A 15,806-nucleotide genomic window follows, 5' to 3' on the forward strand; every position below is an offset into this window, starting at 1 on the left:
CCTCCGATCAACCCCGGTTCGGGCGCCGGTGCCGGACCACGAGACCGCCCACACCCGCCCCGACCACCAGCACCATCCCGGCCGCCACGAACAGACGCCCGTCAGGCCCCGCGTCCGCACCCCCACCGGTCGCGGCACCACCGGACGGCTTCCGCTTCACCTGCTCCGGATTGTGCGTCACGGTCTCGTAGACGGTGTGCGTCGGCTTCGGCGTCCTGGTGGGCGTAGGCGTGGCTGTGGGGGTATTCGAAGAAGTGGTCGAACCCGTGGGCGATGCAGAGGGAGACGCGCTCGGGGACGCGACCACAATGGTCAGCGGAACCGCCGTCGCGTTGGCCGGTGATGGCGCTGCCGCGATCTCACATGTGTAGGTGCTGTTCGCCCCGAGTTTCAGGGTGAAGTTCCCGGGCTTGACCGAGAACTGGCCGACCGCAGTAGGTACCACGGTGGCCGTCATCGTGGGCAGCGGAAGGGGGTCCCCGGGGGAGATGGTGGCCAACGGGGCGTAGGACGTCGTCGGCTTGGGAGTGATCGGGGCGGGACCCAGCGGCGGGCCGCTGGCGACGAGCTGACCTTCGATCTGAACCGCAGTACTGGGTGTGATCACGGACGTGGCAGTGAAGCTCGGGGTAGCCGTGGGCTGCCCGACCACCCAGGTCAACGTCACGGTCTCGCTAGGCGAGGGAGTCGTCAGCGGACCATCCAGTGACACTTGGAAGTTGTAGGTGCCAAGGGTGGTGTTACCCGACTTACAGGTATAGGTGACGGGGGTCGGGCCGACGAAGGCGCCCAATGCGGGAAGGGCGCCGAAGATTACGCCCGTACCGATGACACCGGCTACGGCTGCCTTGGTGGCGATGCGACGGCGTGCTCGCGACTTCAGCACGTAATCTCTCCATTCCAGCGGCGATGACCGGTTCGCTAGGCGTAACAGGATCCCAGTCTGTGGTTACAGTTCAGTTGAGATCCTACGGAGGCTTCGTCCCGCCTTGCTGTGGTTTGACGGGTCTTCTCGCGCTGTTCATCCATCACCGCAGGTCACAAAGTCGCAGCGCGTCAACTTAATTTGTGAGACCCGTCAACCCGGCCGAGAAACCGTCACTGTACGTGTGCGACGGTGTTGCTCCTGTGACTGGTGAGGTCGAGTCCAGCCACAATCGTTCCGCAAGGATCTTCGTACCGCAATTGCGGTGAACGTCCCGGTCTACGCGACCGATGATGGCGGAGCGATCACCGCGATCCGCCCCAGGAGTCGGCGGTGGGGCCGTCAACAGCCACCCGCCGACTCCCGCAGGAGCTCTACCTACGACTGAACTCGTCGACCTTCACGCCGGAGATGAAGGCGGTCCACTCATCGTGCGAGAAGAGCAGCTTCGGCCCCTCCGGGTTCTTGGAGTCCCGAACCGCGACCACCTCGTGCGTGACCGGCTGAGCGACTTCCAAGCAGTCGCCGCCGTTGTTGCCGCTGTGGCTGGACTTCTGCCAGGGGTCAGCGACCTCTACGCAGTTCCCTCCGTTGTCACTGGTGTAGCTCGACTTACGCCACAGCTCCGCGATCTCTACGCAGTTTCCTCCATTGCTACTCGTGTAGCTGGATTTCCGCCAAGTGACGTTGCTGAGGTCCATCGGTCCTCCGCCGTTCTGTTGATGAGGTCTACTGACATTTGCTGCGGTAGTGCCTCTACGCGAATGGCTTCGAATTTGGCCATGGCTGCCGTGACATCATCTTGATCGGCGGTCACTAGGCCACGCACTGCCGTGTCTAGGTAAGCCAGCTCGCTTCCGCCTTCCAGCGTAGCCACCATGAAGCCCGCATCAAGTCCTGGATGCATACCACCGACCGGCACTATTTGTACGCTGATGCGAGGACTGACCACCGAGACGAGATGTCTCAACTGCTCGTACATGGTCTCCGTAGTACCGATCAGCCGATGCAGCACCGACTCGTCGATCACGAAGCGCAGCATGGGAGGCGGCGGGTCCCGGCGCATGAATATCTCCTGACGCGCCAACCGCGCCTGTACGGCTGACTCGTCACCAAAGAGCACCTCAGTGGCGTACGCGGGGGTTTGAAGCAGACCGGGTATCAGCAGTGATTCATATGCCTTGACCACGGTGGCCACACGTTCCTTGTCCTGCCACTTTCCGAACCACTCAGGGAACGGACTACCCTTTCGCCAGTCGAGTAGCCGGTGAAGGGCTCCCCCCGTACTCAGGGTGGTGTCGCACGCCTGAGCGAACTCCGGGCTCGCTGGAAGCTGTCCTGTCTCAATGCCGCTGATCAGCGACTCGCTGAAGTGGATCCTCTGTGCGAGCTGGGCCTGGGTGAAGCCGGCCACCTGCCGGTAGTGACGAAGCTCCCTGCCCCAGATGGCCTGAGGTGTGTACTTGTCCGCCATCGTGCTCCCAATCGCCGGGGTTCAACGAACCGATCCTGACGTTCAAAGCCATGGACTAGTAATCATTCACCTACGGAGAGTAGCGCCACCTCGGCACGCTTGGCATGCGAAATCCACACGGCGAGCAAAGATCATGAGGGGTCATGGCGATTCAGATGGCAATGTCCGGCCACGACATCGAGCAGGACGGCGACATACCTCTGCTGGGGCAGAAGTGGATACCGGCGGACGAGAAATGTATCGCCTCCGCGCGACGCTTCGTCCGCGACGTCGCCCTCGACTGGAAGGCGGCGGACAAGGTTCCGGCCGTCGCGGAGCTGCTCACCTCGGAAGTCGTCACGAACGCCCTCGTCCACGGGATGAAGGCGCTCCCCGTCTCCAGCACCATACGCATCGCCGTCCGCCGGGACGGGTCATTGATGACCGTCGAGGTGTACGACTCGTGCGTCACCATCCCGCGCATGAGATCGGCCGAGTCGATGGAGACCTCCGGCCGGGGCCTGGCCATCGTCCAGGCCCTCGCCTGCAAATGGGGCTGGATCCTCCACCACCACGGAAAAACAGTCTGGTTCCACCTCACCGCCTGGCCCCAGAGCGACCCGTCCGTCCCGTTGAAGCTCCTCCCCTAGTCATTCGGGCGGGAACCGCCTCGTTCCTTCATCCGCTGGGCCCGCTTCCGATACTCGGCCTGACGGCACGCGTCCGTACAGTACAGACGCGGCCGGCCGGAAGCGGACCGTTCGCCGGTGAACCCGTAGGAGGCCAGCAGCGCTCCACAGTGCCTGCACGGCCTGCTGTCGGCCTTCAGCCAATCCCGGAACCTGTCCACGAATTCATCAGGCCCGATAACCCAGAACAACCCGGCGTCATCCTCGACGAACCCACGTAACGCCCCGCTGAGCCGCATGAAATCGCGAATCCGGTCGGCCTGGTGACGTACGTCGCAGCCGCACACGCATTTTCCACGGTGGAAGTCCTTGATCACCGGCTTGCACCGGGTCACCATGCGCAGCGCTTCATCCAGACGGTGTACTACCGGCGGGTTGCTCCCTGCAATGCCGTTCAAGATCGTCATGTAAATCGCCGTGTACGTCGGAAAGGCCGCATAGGGGTTGAGTCCCTGGTCGTCACACACCAGTCCGTACAGAAAGCCCCGCTCATCAGCGGAGGACGTGCATTCGATGAGGTGGAGCGCCGAACGGGCCGTCTCGCGGTTCCTGCTGAGGAGGCACCCATCGACGAAGGACTCGAAGTCGTAATCGTAGAGGGACTCCCAGCCCCACAGGAGGGAATCCCAGTCCGCATCGGGGGACGCGGCCAGTTCAGCCAGCAGGAACAGTTGGTGGACGGTGCGCCGTTCGATCGGCCGGGCCGCCGCCCTGCGAGGCGGAGGGACATGGACGCTCATGGCATGTCCTCCGATGCCGTCGGCTCCCCGGTACCAGTCTGCCCGCGCGGCGGGTCCACCGGGAGGCGTACGGGCCCCGTACCGAGCGGAGGGCGCGTGACCACGTTCCCGACGCTGTCCACCAGCGACCGCAAGGCGGCCAGCACCTGGGGCAGGTCGTCGGCGTCGGCCTTGTCGATGACGCGCTTGACGATGGCGTACAGCAGGACGGCGACCACGACGAGGGCCGCGAGCGCCACGCAGGCCAGTTGGACGGGCCACGGCATGGCCGGTAACGCGGGAGACGCGGTGGCGATCGGAACGGGGGGCATGCCTTCCTCCGGGAAAACGCGAGACGGCCCCCGCGTGCGCATGACATGGAGGCCGTCTCGGTGGGGATCGATGGACTTGCCCGTGAACGACAAAAGGCCCTCCCCCCGGCGCAGCCGGAAACGAGGGCCTCAATGAGGTCGCGGACTTCGGCGCAAGAGTACATCCCGGTCCCGGACCGCCCGTGCACAAGAGGTATAGACCATCATCGATGGAATGCGTTTCGCCAGGTCGCGGGCATGAGCCGAGTCGACGGACATCATTCAGGGTTTCGTAACGCCGGCCGTTTTTGCAGGATGGCAGGCATGAGTGCGAACAGGGTGTATCACGGCACCGGTCCCGGAGCGATCACACCGGACGGGTGCGCGGTCGACTTCTACGCGACGCTCAAGCCCCGGGGCGAACCGGAGTTGATCCACGCGGCCATCCCCGAGGGGGCGTCCATTCTGGAGCTCGGCGCGGGTGTCGGACGGATCACGCACAGCCTTGTGGCCCTCGGGCACGAGGCGGTGGCCGTGGACGAGTCCGCCGAGATGCTCGCGCACATCAAGGGCGCCGAGACCGTCCGCTCGCCGATCCAGTCTCTGTCCCTCGGCAGGACGTTCGACGTCGTCCTTCTCATGTCGTTCGTCGTCGAGACGGCGGACGACGACCTGCGCCGCGACTTCCTGCGCGCCTGCGCGCGGCACGTCGCCGCCGGCGGGTGCGTGATCCTGCAACGCCAGCCGCCCGAGTGGTACGACACGATCGAGCCCTTCGAGCGCGTCGCGAGTGAGGGCCACAGGGTGCGCGTGGCCGGGCTGGAGCGGCCTGGCCCGGGGCTCCTTCTTCTGACGCTGGAGTACACCCTCGGCGACCGGCAGTGGACGCACACCTACCTCAGCAAGCGCCTCGACGATGACTACCTGGAGGCCCAGCTCAACGAAGCGGGCCTGACCATATCCGGCTTCCTCGCCGACGACCGCGGTTGGGTGCGCGCGGTCCCCCGATGACCTGTGCCCCGGCCGGCGGAACGCACGACATGGGACCCCGGCCGGGGCACCTGGTCAACGGCGCGCGGCGGAGGTGAGGGTGGCGTAGATGATGATGTTGTCGGTGTAGCTGTGCGCGCGGGGGTTGAAGATGCCGCCGCAGGTGATGAGTCGCAGGCTGGGACGATCCACGTGACCATAGACGCGCTTGGTCGGAAACCTGTTCTTGCTCGCCTGCTCGGCACCGTCCACCGTGAACCGCGCCGACGACCCATCCGAGCGAACCACCGTGATCACGGCGCCCCGGCCCAGCTCGCGCAGGCGGCTGAACACCGCCGGTCCCTTCCGGGTGTTCACATGCCCGAGAATCACCGCCGGGCCCATCTCGCCGGGCGCAGGCCCGAGCCGGTACCACCCCGCCAGCTTGGGACGGCTCAGGGACGGCACCTGGATCTCGCCGGACTTGTCCACACCAAGAGAGACCAGCGCCGCGTCCACCCCGATCGAGGGGATCTTGACGCGCACGGGGGCCGCCTTACGCAGCGGCTTCGCGGGGACGGCGGCTGCCGGGGAGGGCGGCGGGGCCGTGGGCGCGGCCTCCACCAGCGGGACGTTCGCTCCTCCCGGCCCGACCGTCGCCATCGCGGCAGCGGCGGGATCGGCGACCTGGACGCCGACCGGGTTCGTCCCCGACGTACCACCGGACAGGCCGGGATCCCCGGCCGTACCGCCGGACGAGCCCGGATCTCCTGCGGCGTCCATCCGAGCAACCCGCGCCGCGTCCGGGGACGCGTTCGACGCGTTCTCCTGCACGGGTGAGAGGTACATCAGCAGGCCCACCATCACGGCGCCTACCCCGGCCAGCGAGCCCACGGTGAGCACGACAGGGGCCAGCGCCGCCTTCCAGCGGGCTTCGCGTGGAGCGTCCTCGGGCGGCATGGGCGCGCTCAACCGAGCTTCCCTCGTCCGGCGGAGCCGCGTGCCATACGCCGGCGTCTCAGCAACAGGCCACCGCCGAGCCCGCCCGCGGTCAGGACGGCGCCGTACCCGATCAGCAGCGACGCGGCACCGGCGTTCCGCTCGGGCGCCTCACCCGTGTGCGCGCCACCCTTCGGCGTCACCCGCACCTGCGGCGTCGAACTGACCTTCTTCGTCGGCTTCGGCGTGACAGTAGCCGTAGCGGTAGCCGTAGGCGCCCCATGCCCCTGCCCGCCACCAGACAACACGACAACTCCCCGAGCCGAGTCGTCTCCGTCACTGATCTGCCCACTGGTGGAGGGACTACTGGACGTACTGGCGCTCGGCGCAGGCACGATCTCTACGGTCGCCGTCTTCAGGTCGCCGTTGTCCTTGACGCTGCAGGTCGTGCGGAAAGAGTCCGAGGGAACCCTGCTGGGATCAGTGCTCACCTTGAAGGCATCAACCAACATGTATTTGCCGTTCTCGGCCTTATTGGTGAATGTGACCGTGTGCTCGCCATAGGTGAAGTCGTTCTTCTGCCAGAGAACTTGCTTGAACTCGCGAGCATCGACCGGGACCGGGGTCGTCTTGTCTTCTTTGACAGACGCGTCCACTGTCTCCGTGGTGACTCCCGTGCCGGTCACTTCGACCTTGCCCATCGCGGCATGCCGCTCGGTGATGTACTGAAGTCCCGTCCCGTAAAACGTCACCGTCGCCTTGTCACCCTGCTTGGTCGTGTGGTGTACGTCGCCTTGATAGTCGTCGAACTTGGGCCGCTCAGACGGCCCTGACAGTGACCAACCGCCTTGCGGCAGGGACGGAGCTGCGCCCGCATAAGTGATCGGCCCATTGGCCCCGGTAGCGGTGTTATTTAAGAGCGTCTCCTCGGCCGGTGGCTGGAAATCCACCACCAGATCACCGGGCTTGACGGTGAGCTTGCCGACCTTGCTCGTGGCGACGGCCCCCGTTATCGCCGTGGGCAGTGACACCACGCCACCAGCGGCAAGCTCTCCCTGATCTTTGGTGCCGAGGGAGTCCAACTGCCCCTGCCACAAGCCGCTGACTTGAAGAATTCCCCGGACGGATATCTTTCCGCCGACCGGAAACTTGCGCGGAACCGCCAACGTGGAGTTCGTGAGCGTCCACTCCACGGGAATCTGCTGGCCAAGTGGCACGGACTTCGGCACCGCGACCTGGACGTCGACCTTCTTCGGATTCGTAGCCGGCAGCAGAGGCCCAGACAGGCATTCATAGGTGTAGATGTAATTGTCCGTGTCGGCGGCGCCAGGGCTGGCCTGCAGCACCACCACGCCCGTGCACGCGGCCAACGACAGTGCCGCTAATGATCCACGGACCCTGGATCCCCACGCGTTCACGAGCGTCTCCGATCATCCCGGCGGCCGAAGGACGGACCGAAGGTAGATCGTATGACTTTCAACTCATCCACGTAGGAGCAGATAGGGAACGGATACCTGACGTGGCTGATTCGTAACGTTGGGCGGCTCGGGAGGCGGACGCGACAGACCGGGCCGCTAACAGAATCGTATTCTGGTGAGGGAGCCCCTAGGAGGATGCGAATGCGGCGAGACCTGTTCGACGAGGAACATCTGCTCTTCCGTGAGACCGTGCGTGAGTTCATGAACCGGGAGGTGGCGCCCCGGCACGAGCAGTGGGAGAAGGACGGGATCGTTCCCAGGGAGGTGTGGAAGAAGGCCGGGGAGCTGGGCATGTTCGGGTTCGGGGTGCCTGAGGAGTTCGGGGGGGCCGGGATCACGGACTTTCGGTACAACGCGATCATCGTTGAGGAGATCCTCAGGTTCGGCGCGACCGGGCTCGGGTTCGGCCTGCACAACGACATCATGGCGCCGTACCTGGTGGACATGACCGACGACGAGCAGAAGCGGCGCTGGCTGCCCGGGTTCGCGTCCGGCGAGCTGATCACGGCCATCGGGATGACCGAGCCCGGCGCGGGCAGCGACCTGCAGAGCATCAGGACGACGGCCGTCCGGGACGGCGACCACTACGTCGTCAACGGGCAGAAGACGTTCATCACCAACGGCATCAACGCCGACCTGGTGGTGGTCGTCGCCAAGACCGACCCGGCCGAGGGCGCGCGGGGCACGACGCTGCTCGTGGCGGAGCGGGGCATGGAGGGCTTCACCCGGGGCCGCAACCTGGAGAAGATCGGCATGCACGCCCAGGACACCGCCGAGCTGTTCTTCGAGAACGTCCGGATCCCGGTGGCCAACCGTCTCGGCGACCAGGACGGGCAGGGCTTCTTCCAGCTCATGACGAACCTGCCGCAGGAGCGCCTGTCGATCGCGGTGGCGGCGGTCGCGGCGGCCGAGTCGGTGCTGGAGATGACGATCGAGTACTGCAGGACGCGCAAGGCGTTCGGCCGCAGCATCGGCTCCTTCCAGAACACCCGTTTCGTCCTCGCCGAGCTGTCGACCGAGGTCGAGATCGCCCGCCACTACGTGGACAAGTGCATCCGGGCGCTCAACGCCAAGGAGCTGACCGTGGTCGACGCCGCGAAGGCCAAGTGGTGGACGACCGAGCTGCAGAACAAGGTGATCGACCGCTGCCTGCAGTTGCACGGCGGCTATGGCTACATGACCGAGTACCCGGTGGCGAAGGCGTGGATGGACGGCCGGGTGCAGACCATCTACGGCGGCACGACCGAGATCATGAAGGAGATCATCGGGCGCTCGTTCGGCTTCTGAGCGTTTCGCCGGTGGTCCGTACGCGCACGGCCGGACGTGCGGACGTGCGAACCCGTGCGTGTCCGGGATACGCGGGCCGCCGCGTGCCGGAAAAACCCGGGGGCGCGGGGCCGTGGAAGCCCGCGCCGGACGGCCGGGGGCCGCATACTGGTCAGCGGAGGATCCCTGAGGCGGGCTCCCCGCGTCGGCCCGGCGGAAGCCGGCCTCACGAGCGAGCTCCCGGAGGCGGTGGCGGTGGACAACGGCGGACTGGTCCTGTTGGTCTTCCTGGCGTTCCTGTTCGCGTGGGGCCTGAACCGCGTCCGCAGGGCGCTCCGCTTCGGCCCGATGGCCTACACCGGCGTGATGATCACCTTCGTCATCGTGATGCTCGCCGTGTACACGCAGACCTTCCGCTGACCCCGGCCTCTCGCCGTCCCGTCCCGTCCGCGGACTGACACCACGGGCGGGTCGCGGCTTTTCACGCGCGCATCCGGTTTCTCCCGCGAAACGGATACTCCCCCCTGCTCCGCTAGATAGCCAGCCATCATCCTTAATACGTTCAAGCGGGCGAACGGCCGCGAGAAACCACATATCACCGGTGATGGCGGGCCGAGAAAATTCCTTTCTCCATTTGTCGGCCAATTTTGCGCCGGAGCGGCCCCGTCGTGGCCGGGCATGCGGCCGGGCGCAGGGTAATCATGGACGAAGCGCTATCACGATGGCGCGACAAGTCTGATTCACCAGAAACACGTTGACATGGGAGAAACCGAGTGATTCCTCGGGATGAAACGCGGGTTTCGCGAGTGAGCGTACCCTTCTGGACCATCACGGCGGCGACGCTCGTGACGGGCGGGCTCTTCGCCGTGGCGGCCCCGGCGCAGGCCGGCACCGCCTCCGGCGCGGGCCACCAGAGCACCGCCGGCGCTTCGGTGACATACACCAGGGCCGACAACTGTCCGGGCAACTCCAGAGACGAGCACTGCAGGGACGGGGAGAAGTCCCACAAGAGGAAGTGCAAGGTCTGCATCGGCCCCGAAGGCCCCCAAGGCCCGCCCGGACCCCAGGGTCCTCCCGGACCGCAGGGCCCTCCCGGGGCCTCCGGTCCACAGGTGGACACCGCCTTCCAGGGCAACAACAAGTTCATCGGCCTGGCGCCGGGCAACGGAACCACGTCGGTGCGGGACCCGCGGACGATTCCGCCGTGGCACAGCCTCACCAGCCTCACCGGATACCCCGGCAACGTCACGGACGTCTCTCTCGCGGTGATGGGCAACAACCTGCACGTCACCGTGGCCAGCGCGAACGGCTCGGTCGCGCAGACGTCGTGCACGGTGAACCCGACGCCCGGCACCGGGAACAACCCCGCCTGGCCGGGCAACTGCACGGCCTTCGTCAACCTCACCCCGCCGCTCAGGATGGCGACGCCGAGCTGAGCACGGGCCCGCACCGCGCCACGTGACGCCTCATCGCGCCGTCGCGGCCGGTGAACGTCTCACGTAGACCGACGGCGGGCGATCGTGGTGATTCCACGGTCGCCCGCCGGCCTGTCGCGAGCGGTCCCGAGGGACGGCCGAAGGGACGGAAGGTCAGCGGCCCCGGGTCGGGATCTCGAACCAGACGGCCTTGCCCTCCTTGGTGGGGCGGGAGCCCCAGCGCTTGGCGAGCTGGTCGACGAGGTACAGGCCGCGGCCTCCCTCGTCGTTCTCGCCCGCGCTGCGGATGCGCGGCAGGCGCAGATCTTGGTCGAAGACCTCGACCCAGATCGACTCCTCTCCCCTGCGCAGGCGGAGGGTGAACTCCTTCTCGTTGACGACCTCGGTGTCGAAGCCGGGGACGTCCCACGACTCGTCGAACGGCAGCGGCGGGCCGTCCAGGACGAGCTCGCGGCGCGGGACGCTGGAGCTGGCGGCGTGCAGGACGACGTTGGTGACGACCTCCGAGACCAGCAGGCAGGCCATCTCGGCGCTCTCGTCGGGGACGCCCCAGCTCGCGAACGCCTCCGAGGCCATGCGCCGGGCCTCACCCACCATGATCGGCTGGGCGGGGAACGTGCGTTCCTGGAACTTGAGCTCTTTGCCCGCCGATCGGATGACGAGGATCGCCATATCGTCGTCGATCTCACCGGGCACCGCGATCGTGGCGGCGTCGGCGATGCGCTCGACCGAGTCGGCGGACGCCTCCGCGACCTTCTGCCGCAGGACGGTCAGCGTCTCGTCGTCGCTGAGCGGGGGCTCGCCCCGCGCGGGACGGCGGTCGACCAGGCCGTCGGTGTAGAGCAGGAGGGTGGCGCCGGGCGGAAGGACGCGGCTCTCCTCCTTGTAGACCAGGTCGGCGTGCACGCCCTTGGCGCTGACGCCGAGCGGCTGGCCGACCTCGGAGATGTCGAGCTCGCTCACCATGCCGTCGACGATCATCAGCGGCGGGGAGTGGCCGGCGTTGGCGAACGAGAGCTGCCGCGACCAGGCGTCGTACACCAGATACTGGCAGGTGACGATGGGCGGGGTGCTGACGTCGGCGCCGTAGTCGTCGCGCTCGGGCGGGCCGATGATCCGCGTCCACTCGTCGAGCCGGGCCAGGATGTCGGCGGGGGACTTGTCGTCCTGCGCGAAGGCGCGCAGCGCGGCCCTGAGCTGGCCCATCACGGCGGCCGCCTTGGCTCCCCTGCCCTCGACGTCGCCGATGACGATGCCGACGCGCCCCGCGGACAGGGGGATGACGTCGTACCAGTCGCCGCCGACCTGGGTCTGGATGCCCTGGCCGTGCGAGGCGAGCGGCGCCGCGGGGTAGTAGCGGACGGCGATCTCAAGGCCGTCGAGCTTGGGCAACTCGCGGGGCAGCAGATGTTTCTGGAACGACTCGGCGGTGTGGCGTTCCTCTTCGAAGAGCAGGGCGTTGTCGACGGCGATGGCCACGCGGGTGGCGATGGCGCCGACGAAGTCGCGGTCGAAGGCGTCGTAGTGGGGCGAGCGGCGGTCGGTGAGGTTGGACAGGCTGAGGTACATCAGCCCGAGCGTCTCGCCGCGGGCGCACAGCGGGGCCACGATGGCCGAGGTCATGCCGATCTCGCCGCACAGCTTGGCGCTCTCTTCGCTGGGCGTGGGGTAGCTCATCTGCGCGAAGTCTTCGACGATGATCGTTTCCTGGCGGCGCATCGCGATCTCGGCGTAGTGGCCGGCCGGGTAGCGGATCTCGGAGCCGACGGGGCGCCAGGTGCCCGGCGGGGGGTTCCAGCCCTTGACGTGGGTGGAGACCTTGCGGACGAGCTTGTCGCCCTCGGTCAGCTCGATGAAGCAGTGGTCGGCGAACTGGGGGACCAGCATCTCGGCGACGCGGTTGAGCGTCTCTTCGACGTACAGCGAGCCGGCGAGGCGCTCGCCGATGCGTTCGAGCAGGCCGAAGCGGTCCTTCTCGCGCTCGTTGCTGCGCATGGCCTCGCGGGCGGTGATGACGACGCCGGTGACCGACCCGGAGGGGTGGCGCAGCGGGACCGCCTGGGCGCGGACGTAGATGATGGTGCCGTCCGCGCGCAGGACGTCGAAGGTGCCCTCCCAGACGCCGCCCTTGAGGACGTGCCTGGCCAGCTCGACGGCGAGCGGGTGGTCCTTCTCCATGATGCCTAAGGACAACACGGTCTGATCGCCGTCGACCGTGCGGTCAGGGCGCCCGAAGAGGCGCTCGGCGAACGGGTTCCAGTACAGGACGTTGCTGAAACGGTCGGTGACCACCACCGCCATCTCGGCGTTGTTCAGCACCGAGTCGGACGTGAGGTGATCGGCCGCGTCCTGCGAAAGGTCCCCCCATCGCTTCATCTGGCGGCCACCCCCCGAAGAAGGGGATTTCCGGAGAGAAGGACCACATACGCTCCTGGAGAGACCCCGGCGGCCTGCCGCGGGCTTCCCACGAGCCCCGGGAAAACCGGGTTGCCTGACATGGAAAGGGGGAACTTTCTGTCGGGAACCAACCGAACACGCCCTGAAAGATCAGCGTCTGGAGACGAAGACGTGCGCGGCGACATCGCGCGGGAGATCCGCGGGAGTGTTGTCCGCCTCATCGTCACCTGTCACCCGTACACCGTCGTCGCTCGCCGCGAGCGTCACCTCGCGTCCGGGTTGTATCCCAACTTGCTTGAGTTTAAGCATCACGACGGGATCACTTTGCACTTGTTCGCTAATTCGGCGCACGACCACCGGCGTATCGGCGGGCCCCGCGGCGGCGACCATGGCCGTGATCATCTCGTCGGCGGAAGGGGCGACCTTGGCGACGCCGAGCTCGTCGAGGCCGGGAATTGGGTTGCCGTGCGGGCACACCATGGGGTTGCCGAGCAGGGCGACGAGACGGGTCTCGACCGACTCGGACATGACGTGCTCCCACCGGCACGCCTCTATGTGGACCTCTTCCCAGGGGAGACCGATGACCTGGGTGAGGAGGCACTCGGCCAGGCGGTGCTTGCGCATGACGCGGGTGGCGAGGGCACGGCCGAGGTCGGTCATGGCGAGGTGGCGGTCGCCCTCGACCTTGACCAGGCCGTCACGTTCCATGCGGGCCACCGTCTGGCTCACCGTCGGGCCGCTCTGCTGCAACCGTTCGGCGATGCGGGCACGGAGAGGGGTGATTCCCTCTTCCTCCAACTCGTAGATGGTGCGGAGATACATCTCGGTCGTGTCGATGAGGCCGTGTGCGGTCAAGGCGTCCTCCCCTCACATTTCCGATGCTACGTCCGGCTTCCTGGGGTTACAGCCATCCGTGATTTGGCCGTGCGCCGTTTCGGAAGCGGAGATCCGTGTAGGAACAGAGCTTACGCAGACCGACTGACAGAACGGTCCGAGATGGGGAACGTGATCGTTCCTCACCATCATCTCAGGCGCCACGCCCCGCGTCACACGGTTGTGCGGGGCTCCGCGGCCAGGTCTCGCGGGGGCGTCAACGCTTCTGCCGCGTGTCGTATTTCCAGAAGGACCGCACGGCCACTCCGGTGATCACGACGAGCAGCGCGCACAGCAATCCCCCGCCCGCCCAGGCAGGTACGAGACCGACCGCGCTCGACGTCGCGCCGGCCCTCAGGTCTCCGAGCCTCGGCCCTCCGGCGACGACGACCATGAACACGCCCTGCATGCGCCCGCGCATCTCGTCGGGGGCGTAGGTCTGCAGGATCGTCTGCCGCCACACCGCCGACACCATGTCGATGCCGCCCGAGACGGCGAGCAGGAGCACGGCCAGCCAGAGCGGCCCGGCGAAGGCCGAGGCGGCGACGGTCAGGCCCCACAGCGCGATGGCCACGGTCAGCGCCACGCCCTGGCGGTGGATGCGCCCGACCCACCCGGACACCAGGCCGGCCGCGACCGCGCCGATGGCCAGGCTCGCCGAGAGCCAGCCGAACGCGACGGCGGACCCGCCGAACCGCTCGGCCGCCATCTCGGGGAACAGCGCCCGCGGCATGGCGAACGCCATGGCGATGATGTCGACGAGGAAGGACATCATCACGATCGGCTGGCCGGCGATGTAGCGCAGGCCGTCGGTGACCGAGCGCAGGCCCGGCCGCGACACGACGCCGAGCGGCTCCAGGGCCGGCAGCCGGACCGCCGCGTAGAACCCGGCGCCGAACAGGACCGCGTCGATCAGATAGGCCGTCCCGTACCCGCCCTGGGCGAGGACGACGCCGGCGAGCAGGGGGCCGACCACCGAGCCGATGCTGCTGACCAGGTAGTTGAGGGTGTTGGCCGCCGCGACGTGCTCCAGAGGGACGAGCCTCGGGATGATCGCGCCGCGGGTGGGCGAGGTGACGGCGAAGCCGGTGGCCTGGACGGCCGTCGCGGCGAGGATGACGTAGACGTTGCCCCAGCCCGCCGCGGCCTGCGCCAGCAGGACGAGGGTGGCGAGCCAGGCGACGACCGAACCGGCGAGCAGGAGCTTACGACGGTCGACCGCGTCGGCGACGGCGCCGCCCCACAGGCCGAACACCACGAGCGGGATGAGGTTGGCCGGGCCGAGCAGGCCCACCCACAGCGAGGACCCGGTGATGGCGAACACCTGGGCGCTGACGGCGACCGAGGTGAGCTGGAAGCCGACGAAGGAGACGCCCTGCCCGAGGAGCAGCCGCCGATACGCCGGCCGGCTCATGGGCTGGGTATCGACGGCGATCCGTCTGAGCGCTGCCTGGACGACCCCCGCCATTCCCCACCCCGTCGAACCGGAAACTACCCAACATCTCCGGGCACTCTACTCAGACGGGTGGGATGATCCGGTCACGGGGCGAGCCGTTCCAGCGTCCACCCCGCCTTCGTGTGCCGGTAGCGGAGCCGGTCGTGCATGCGGTCGATCTGGCCCTGCCAGAACTCGACCTCCGAGGGGACCACGCGGAGCCCGCCCCAGAAGTCCGGCAGGGGCGGGTCCTCGGGCCAGCGCTCGGCCAGCTCGCGGAACCGGGCGTCCAGCTCGTCCCGTGACCTGACGACCGCCGACTGCCGCGAGGCCCAGGCCCCGATGCGCGAGCCGTACGGCCGGGAGTGGAAATACGCGGCGGAATCCTCGCGCGGCAATTTTGTGACTTTTCCCTCGACGCGGACCTGCCGGCGGAGGGGGTGCCAGGGGAACAACAGGCATGCGCGCGGGTTCTCGGCGAGGTCGCGGCCCTTGCGTGACTCGTAGTTGGTGTAGAAGACGAACCCCTGCTGGTCGTACCCCTTGAGCAGGACCGTCCTGGCAGTGGGAAGGCCTCCCGCGGAGGAGGTGGCCAGCACCATGGCGTTCGGCTCGGGCAGCCCGGCCTCGACGGCGTCGGCGAACCACGACGCGAACTGCGAGACCGGATCGGGGGCCATGTCGCTCTCGTTCAGAGGACGACCTTCGTATGTACGGCGAAGCCCGGAGAAGTACGGCGGGCTCGATGCGGCATCCACAGACCGGTATTCTTCCGCGTCCGGCGCCGCGAGCGCGCGGTGCCCCCTACCAGCGGGATCGCGTTTCGGAGGCCCCCACGACAGATCGCCGCCGCGGAGGGGGTTGAATATGACCCGCCGGTATCTCGACATCAAGGCTTTGACTTCAAGAAAGGGAG

General features: G+C 67.3%; 16 protein-coding genes. 5 read left to right on the forward strand and 11 right to left on the reverse strand.

Going from position 1 to position 15,806, the window contains the following annotated elements:
- Nucleotides 1-7: 7 nt before the first annotated feature.
- From BJ982_RS00150 to BJ982_RS00160, 3 genes are all read right to left on the reverse strand, one after another.
- Nucleotides 8-886, reverse strand: a complete 879-nt coding sequence (locus BJ982_RS00150) for a hypothetical protein (RefSeq protein ID WP_184875365.1) — start codon at nucleotides 884-886, stop codon at nucleotides 8-10.
- 413 nt (nucleotides 887-1,299) lie between these two features.
- Nucleotides 1,300-1,626, reverse strand: a complete 327-nt coding sequence (locus BJ982_RS00155) for a DUF397 domain-containing protein (RefSeq protein ID WP_184875367.1) — start codon at nucleotides 1,624-1,626, stop codon at nucleotides 1,300-1,302.
- Nucleotides 1,560-2,399, reverse strand: coding sequence for a helix-turn-helix domain-containing protein (locus tag BJ982_RS00160; RefSeq protein WP_184875369.1), 840 nt, complete (start codon nucleotides 2,397-2,399; stop codon nucleotides 1,560-1,562). The genes BJ982_RS00155 and BJ982_RS00160 overlap by 67 nt, the downstream gene beginning before the upstream one ends.
- A 143-nt stretch (nucleotides 2,400-2,542) precedes the next feature.
- Between BJ982_RS00160 and BJ982_RS00165 the strand changes: the two genes are divergently transcribed.
- On the forward strand, nucleotides 2,543-3,028 hold the full coding sequence (locus BJ982_RS00165; RefSeq protein WP_184875371.1) for an ATP-binding protein: 486 nt from the start codon (nucleotides 2,543-2,545) through the stop codon (nucleotides 3,026-3,028).
- On the opposite strand, the gene BJ982_RS00170 is transcribed toward BJ982_RS00165, so the two are convergent.
- Both BJ982_RS00170 and BJ982_RS00175 read right to left on the reverse strand, forming a co-directional pair.
- Complete coding sequence (locus tag BJ982_RS00170; protein ID WP_184875373.1) at nucleotides 3,025-3,807, reverse strand: hypothetical protein; 783 nt, start codon at nucleotides 3,805-3,807, stop codon at nucleotides 3,025-3,027. The two genes, BJ982_RS00165 and BJ982_RS00170, sit on opposite strands and share 4 nt — an antisense overlap.
- Complete coding sequence (locus BJ982_RS00175) at nucleotides 3,804-4,118, reverse strand: hypothetical protein (RefSeq protein ID WP_184875375.1); 315 nt, start codon at nucleotides 4,116-4,118, stop codon at nucleotides 3,804-3,806. Before BJ982_RS00175 ends, BJ982_RS00170 begins: the two co-directional genes overlap by 4 nt.
- Before the next feature lie 303 nt (nucleotides 4,119-4,421).
- Here BJ982_RS00175 and BJ982_RS00180 point away from each other — a divergent pair, with 303 nt between their 5' ends.
- The gene (locus BJ982_RS00180) at nucleotides 4,422-5,108 is read left to right on the forward strand and encodes a class I SAM-dependent methyltransferase (RefSeq protein ID WP_184875377.1); all 687 of its coding nucleotides are present in this window, start codon (nucleotides 4,422-4,424) and stop codon (nucleotides 5,106-5,108) included.
- Nucleotides 5,109-5,162: 54 nt separating this feature from the next.
- Here the strand turns inward: BJ982_RS00180 and BJ982_RS00185 are convergent, their stop codons facing one another.
- Together BJ982_RS00185 and BJ982_RS00190 are read right to left on the reverse strand one after the other, a co-directional pair.
- On the reverse strand, nucleotides 5,163-6,038 hold the full coding sequence (locus tag BJ982_RS00185; RefSeq protein ID WP_184875379.1) for a class F sortase: 876 nt from the start codon (nucleotides 6,036-6,038) through the stop codon (nucleotides 5,163-5,165).
- On the reverse strand, nucleotides 6,035-7,357 hold the full coding sequence (locus tag BJ982_RS00190; protein WP_184875381.1) for a hypothetical protein: 1,323 nt from the start codon (nucleotides 7,355-7,357) through the stop codon (nucleotides 6,035-6,037). Before BJ982_RS00190 ends, BJ982_RS00185 begins: the two co-directional genes overlap by 4 nt.
- A gap of 267 nt (nucleotides 7,358-7,624) precedes the next feature.
- Here BJ982_RS00190 and BJ982_RS00195 point away from each other — a divergent pair, with 267 nt between their 5' ends.
- The 3 genes from BJ982_RS00195 (at nucleotide 7,625) to BJ982_RS00205 (ending at nucleotide 10,185) form a co-directional block, all read left to right on the forward strand.
- The gene (locus BJ982_RS00195; protein ID WP_184875383.1) at nucleotides 7,625-8,770 is read left to right on the forward strand and encodes an acyl-CoA dehydrogenase family protein; all 1,146 of its coding nucleotides are present in this window, start codon (nucleotides 7,625-7,627) and stop codon (nucleotides 8,768-8,770) included.
- A gap of 234 nt (nucleotides 8,771-9,004) precedes the next feature.
- Nucleotides 9,005-9,169, forward strand: coding sequence for a hypothetical protein (locus BJ982_RS00200; RefSeq protein WP_184875385.1), 165 nt, complete (start codon nucleotides 9,005-9,007; stop codon nucleotides 9,167-9,169).
- Between the two features lie 386 nt (nucleotides 9,170-9,555).
- Entirely contained in the window at nucleotides 9,556-10,185 is a 630-nt protein-coding gene (locus BJ982_RS00205) for a hypothetical protein (RefSeq protein WP_184875387.1), read from the forward strand.
- Nucleotides 10,186-10,338: 153 nt separating this feature from the next.
- Here BJ982_RS00205 and BJ982_RS00210 read toward each other — a convergent pair whose 3' ends face one another.
- The 4 genes from BJ982_RS00210 to pdxH all read right to left on the reverse strand — a co-directional run bounded on the left by BJ982_RS00210 (nucleotide 10,339) and on the right by pdxH (nucleotide 15,648).
- Nucleotides 10,339-12,561, reverse strand: coding sequence for an ATP-binding SpoIIE family protein phosphatase (locus tag BJ982_RS00210; protein ID WP_184875390.1), 2,223 nt, complete (start codon nucleotides 12,559-12,561; stop codon nucleotides 10,339-10,341).
- Nucleotides 12,562-12,732: 171 nt separating this feature from the next.
- The gene (locus tag BJ982_RS00215; protein WP_184875392.1) at nucleotides 12,733-13,437 is read right to left on the reverse strand and encodes an iron-dependent transcriptional repressor DtxR; all 705 of its coding nucleotides are present in this window, start codon (nucleotides 13,435-13,437) and stop codon (nucleotides 12,733-12,735) included.
- Nucleotides 13,438-13,672: 235 nt separating this feature from the next.
- Nucleotides 13,673-14,869, reverse strand: coding sequence for an MFS transporter (locus BJ982_RS00220; RefSeq protein ID WP_239123035.1), 1,197 nt, complete (start codon nucleotides 14,867-14,869; stop codon nucleotides 13,673-13,675).
- Nucleotides 14,870-14,994: 125 nt separating this feature from the next.
- Nucleotides 14,995-15,648, reverse strand: coding sequence for a pyridoxamine 5'-phosphate oxidase (gene pdxH, locus BJ982_RS00225; protein ID WP_239123034.1), 654 nt, complete (start codon nucleotides 15,646-15,648; stop codon nucleotides 14,995-14,997).
- Between the last annotated feature and the right edge of the window lie 158 nt (nucleotides 15,649-15,806).

It is taken from the genome of Sphaerisporangium siamense (genome assembly GCF_014205275.1).
GTDB classification, from domain to species: Bacteria; Actinomycetota; Actinomycetes; order Streptosporangiales; family Streptosporangiaceae; genus Sphaerisporangium; species Sphaerisporangium siamense.

What these genes read in the sequence shown, in the direction of transcription:
- BJ982_RS00155 (WP_184875367.1), bottom strand. Translation starts at nt 1,626, where the DNA reads ATGGACCTCAGCAACGTCACTTGGCGGAAATCCAGCTACACGAGTAGC.
- BJ982_RS00160 (WP_184875369.1), bottom strand. Translation starts at nt 2,399, where the DNA reads ATGGCGGACAAGTACACACCTCAGGCCATCTGGGGCAGGGAGCTTCGT.
- BJ982_RS00165 (WP_184875371.1), top strand. Translation starts at nt 2,543, where the DNA reads ATGGCGATTCAGATGGCAATGTCCGGCCACGACATCGAGCAGGACGGC.
- BJ982_RS00170 (WP_184875373.1), bottom strand. Translation starts at nt 3,807, where the DNA reads ATGAGCGTCCATGTCCCTCCGCCTCGCAGGGCGGCGGCCCGGCCGATC.
- BJ982_RS00175 (WP_184875375.1), bottom strand. Translation starts at nt 4,118, where the DNA reads ATGCCCCCCGTTCCGATCGCCACCGCGTCTCCCGCGTTACCGGCCATG.
- BJ982_RS00180 (WP_184875377.1), top strand. Translation starts at nt 4,422, where the DNA reads ATGAGTGCGAACAGGGTGTATCACGGCACCGGTCCCGGAGCGATCACA.
- BJ982_RS00195 (WP_184875383.1), top strand. Translation starts at nt 7,625, where the DNA reads ATGCGGCGAGACCTGTTCGACGAGGAACATCTGCTCTTCCGTGAGACC.
- BJ982_RS00210 (WP_184875390.1), bottom strand. Translation starts at nt 12,561, where the DNA reads ATGAAGCGATGGGGGGACCTTTCGCAGGACGCGGCCGATCACCTCACG.
- BJ982_RS00220 (WP_239123035.1), bottom strand. Translation starts at nt 14,869, where the DNA reads ATGAGCCGGCCGGCGTATCGGCGGCTGCTCCTCGGGCAGGGCGTCTCC.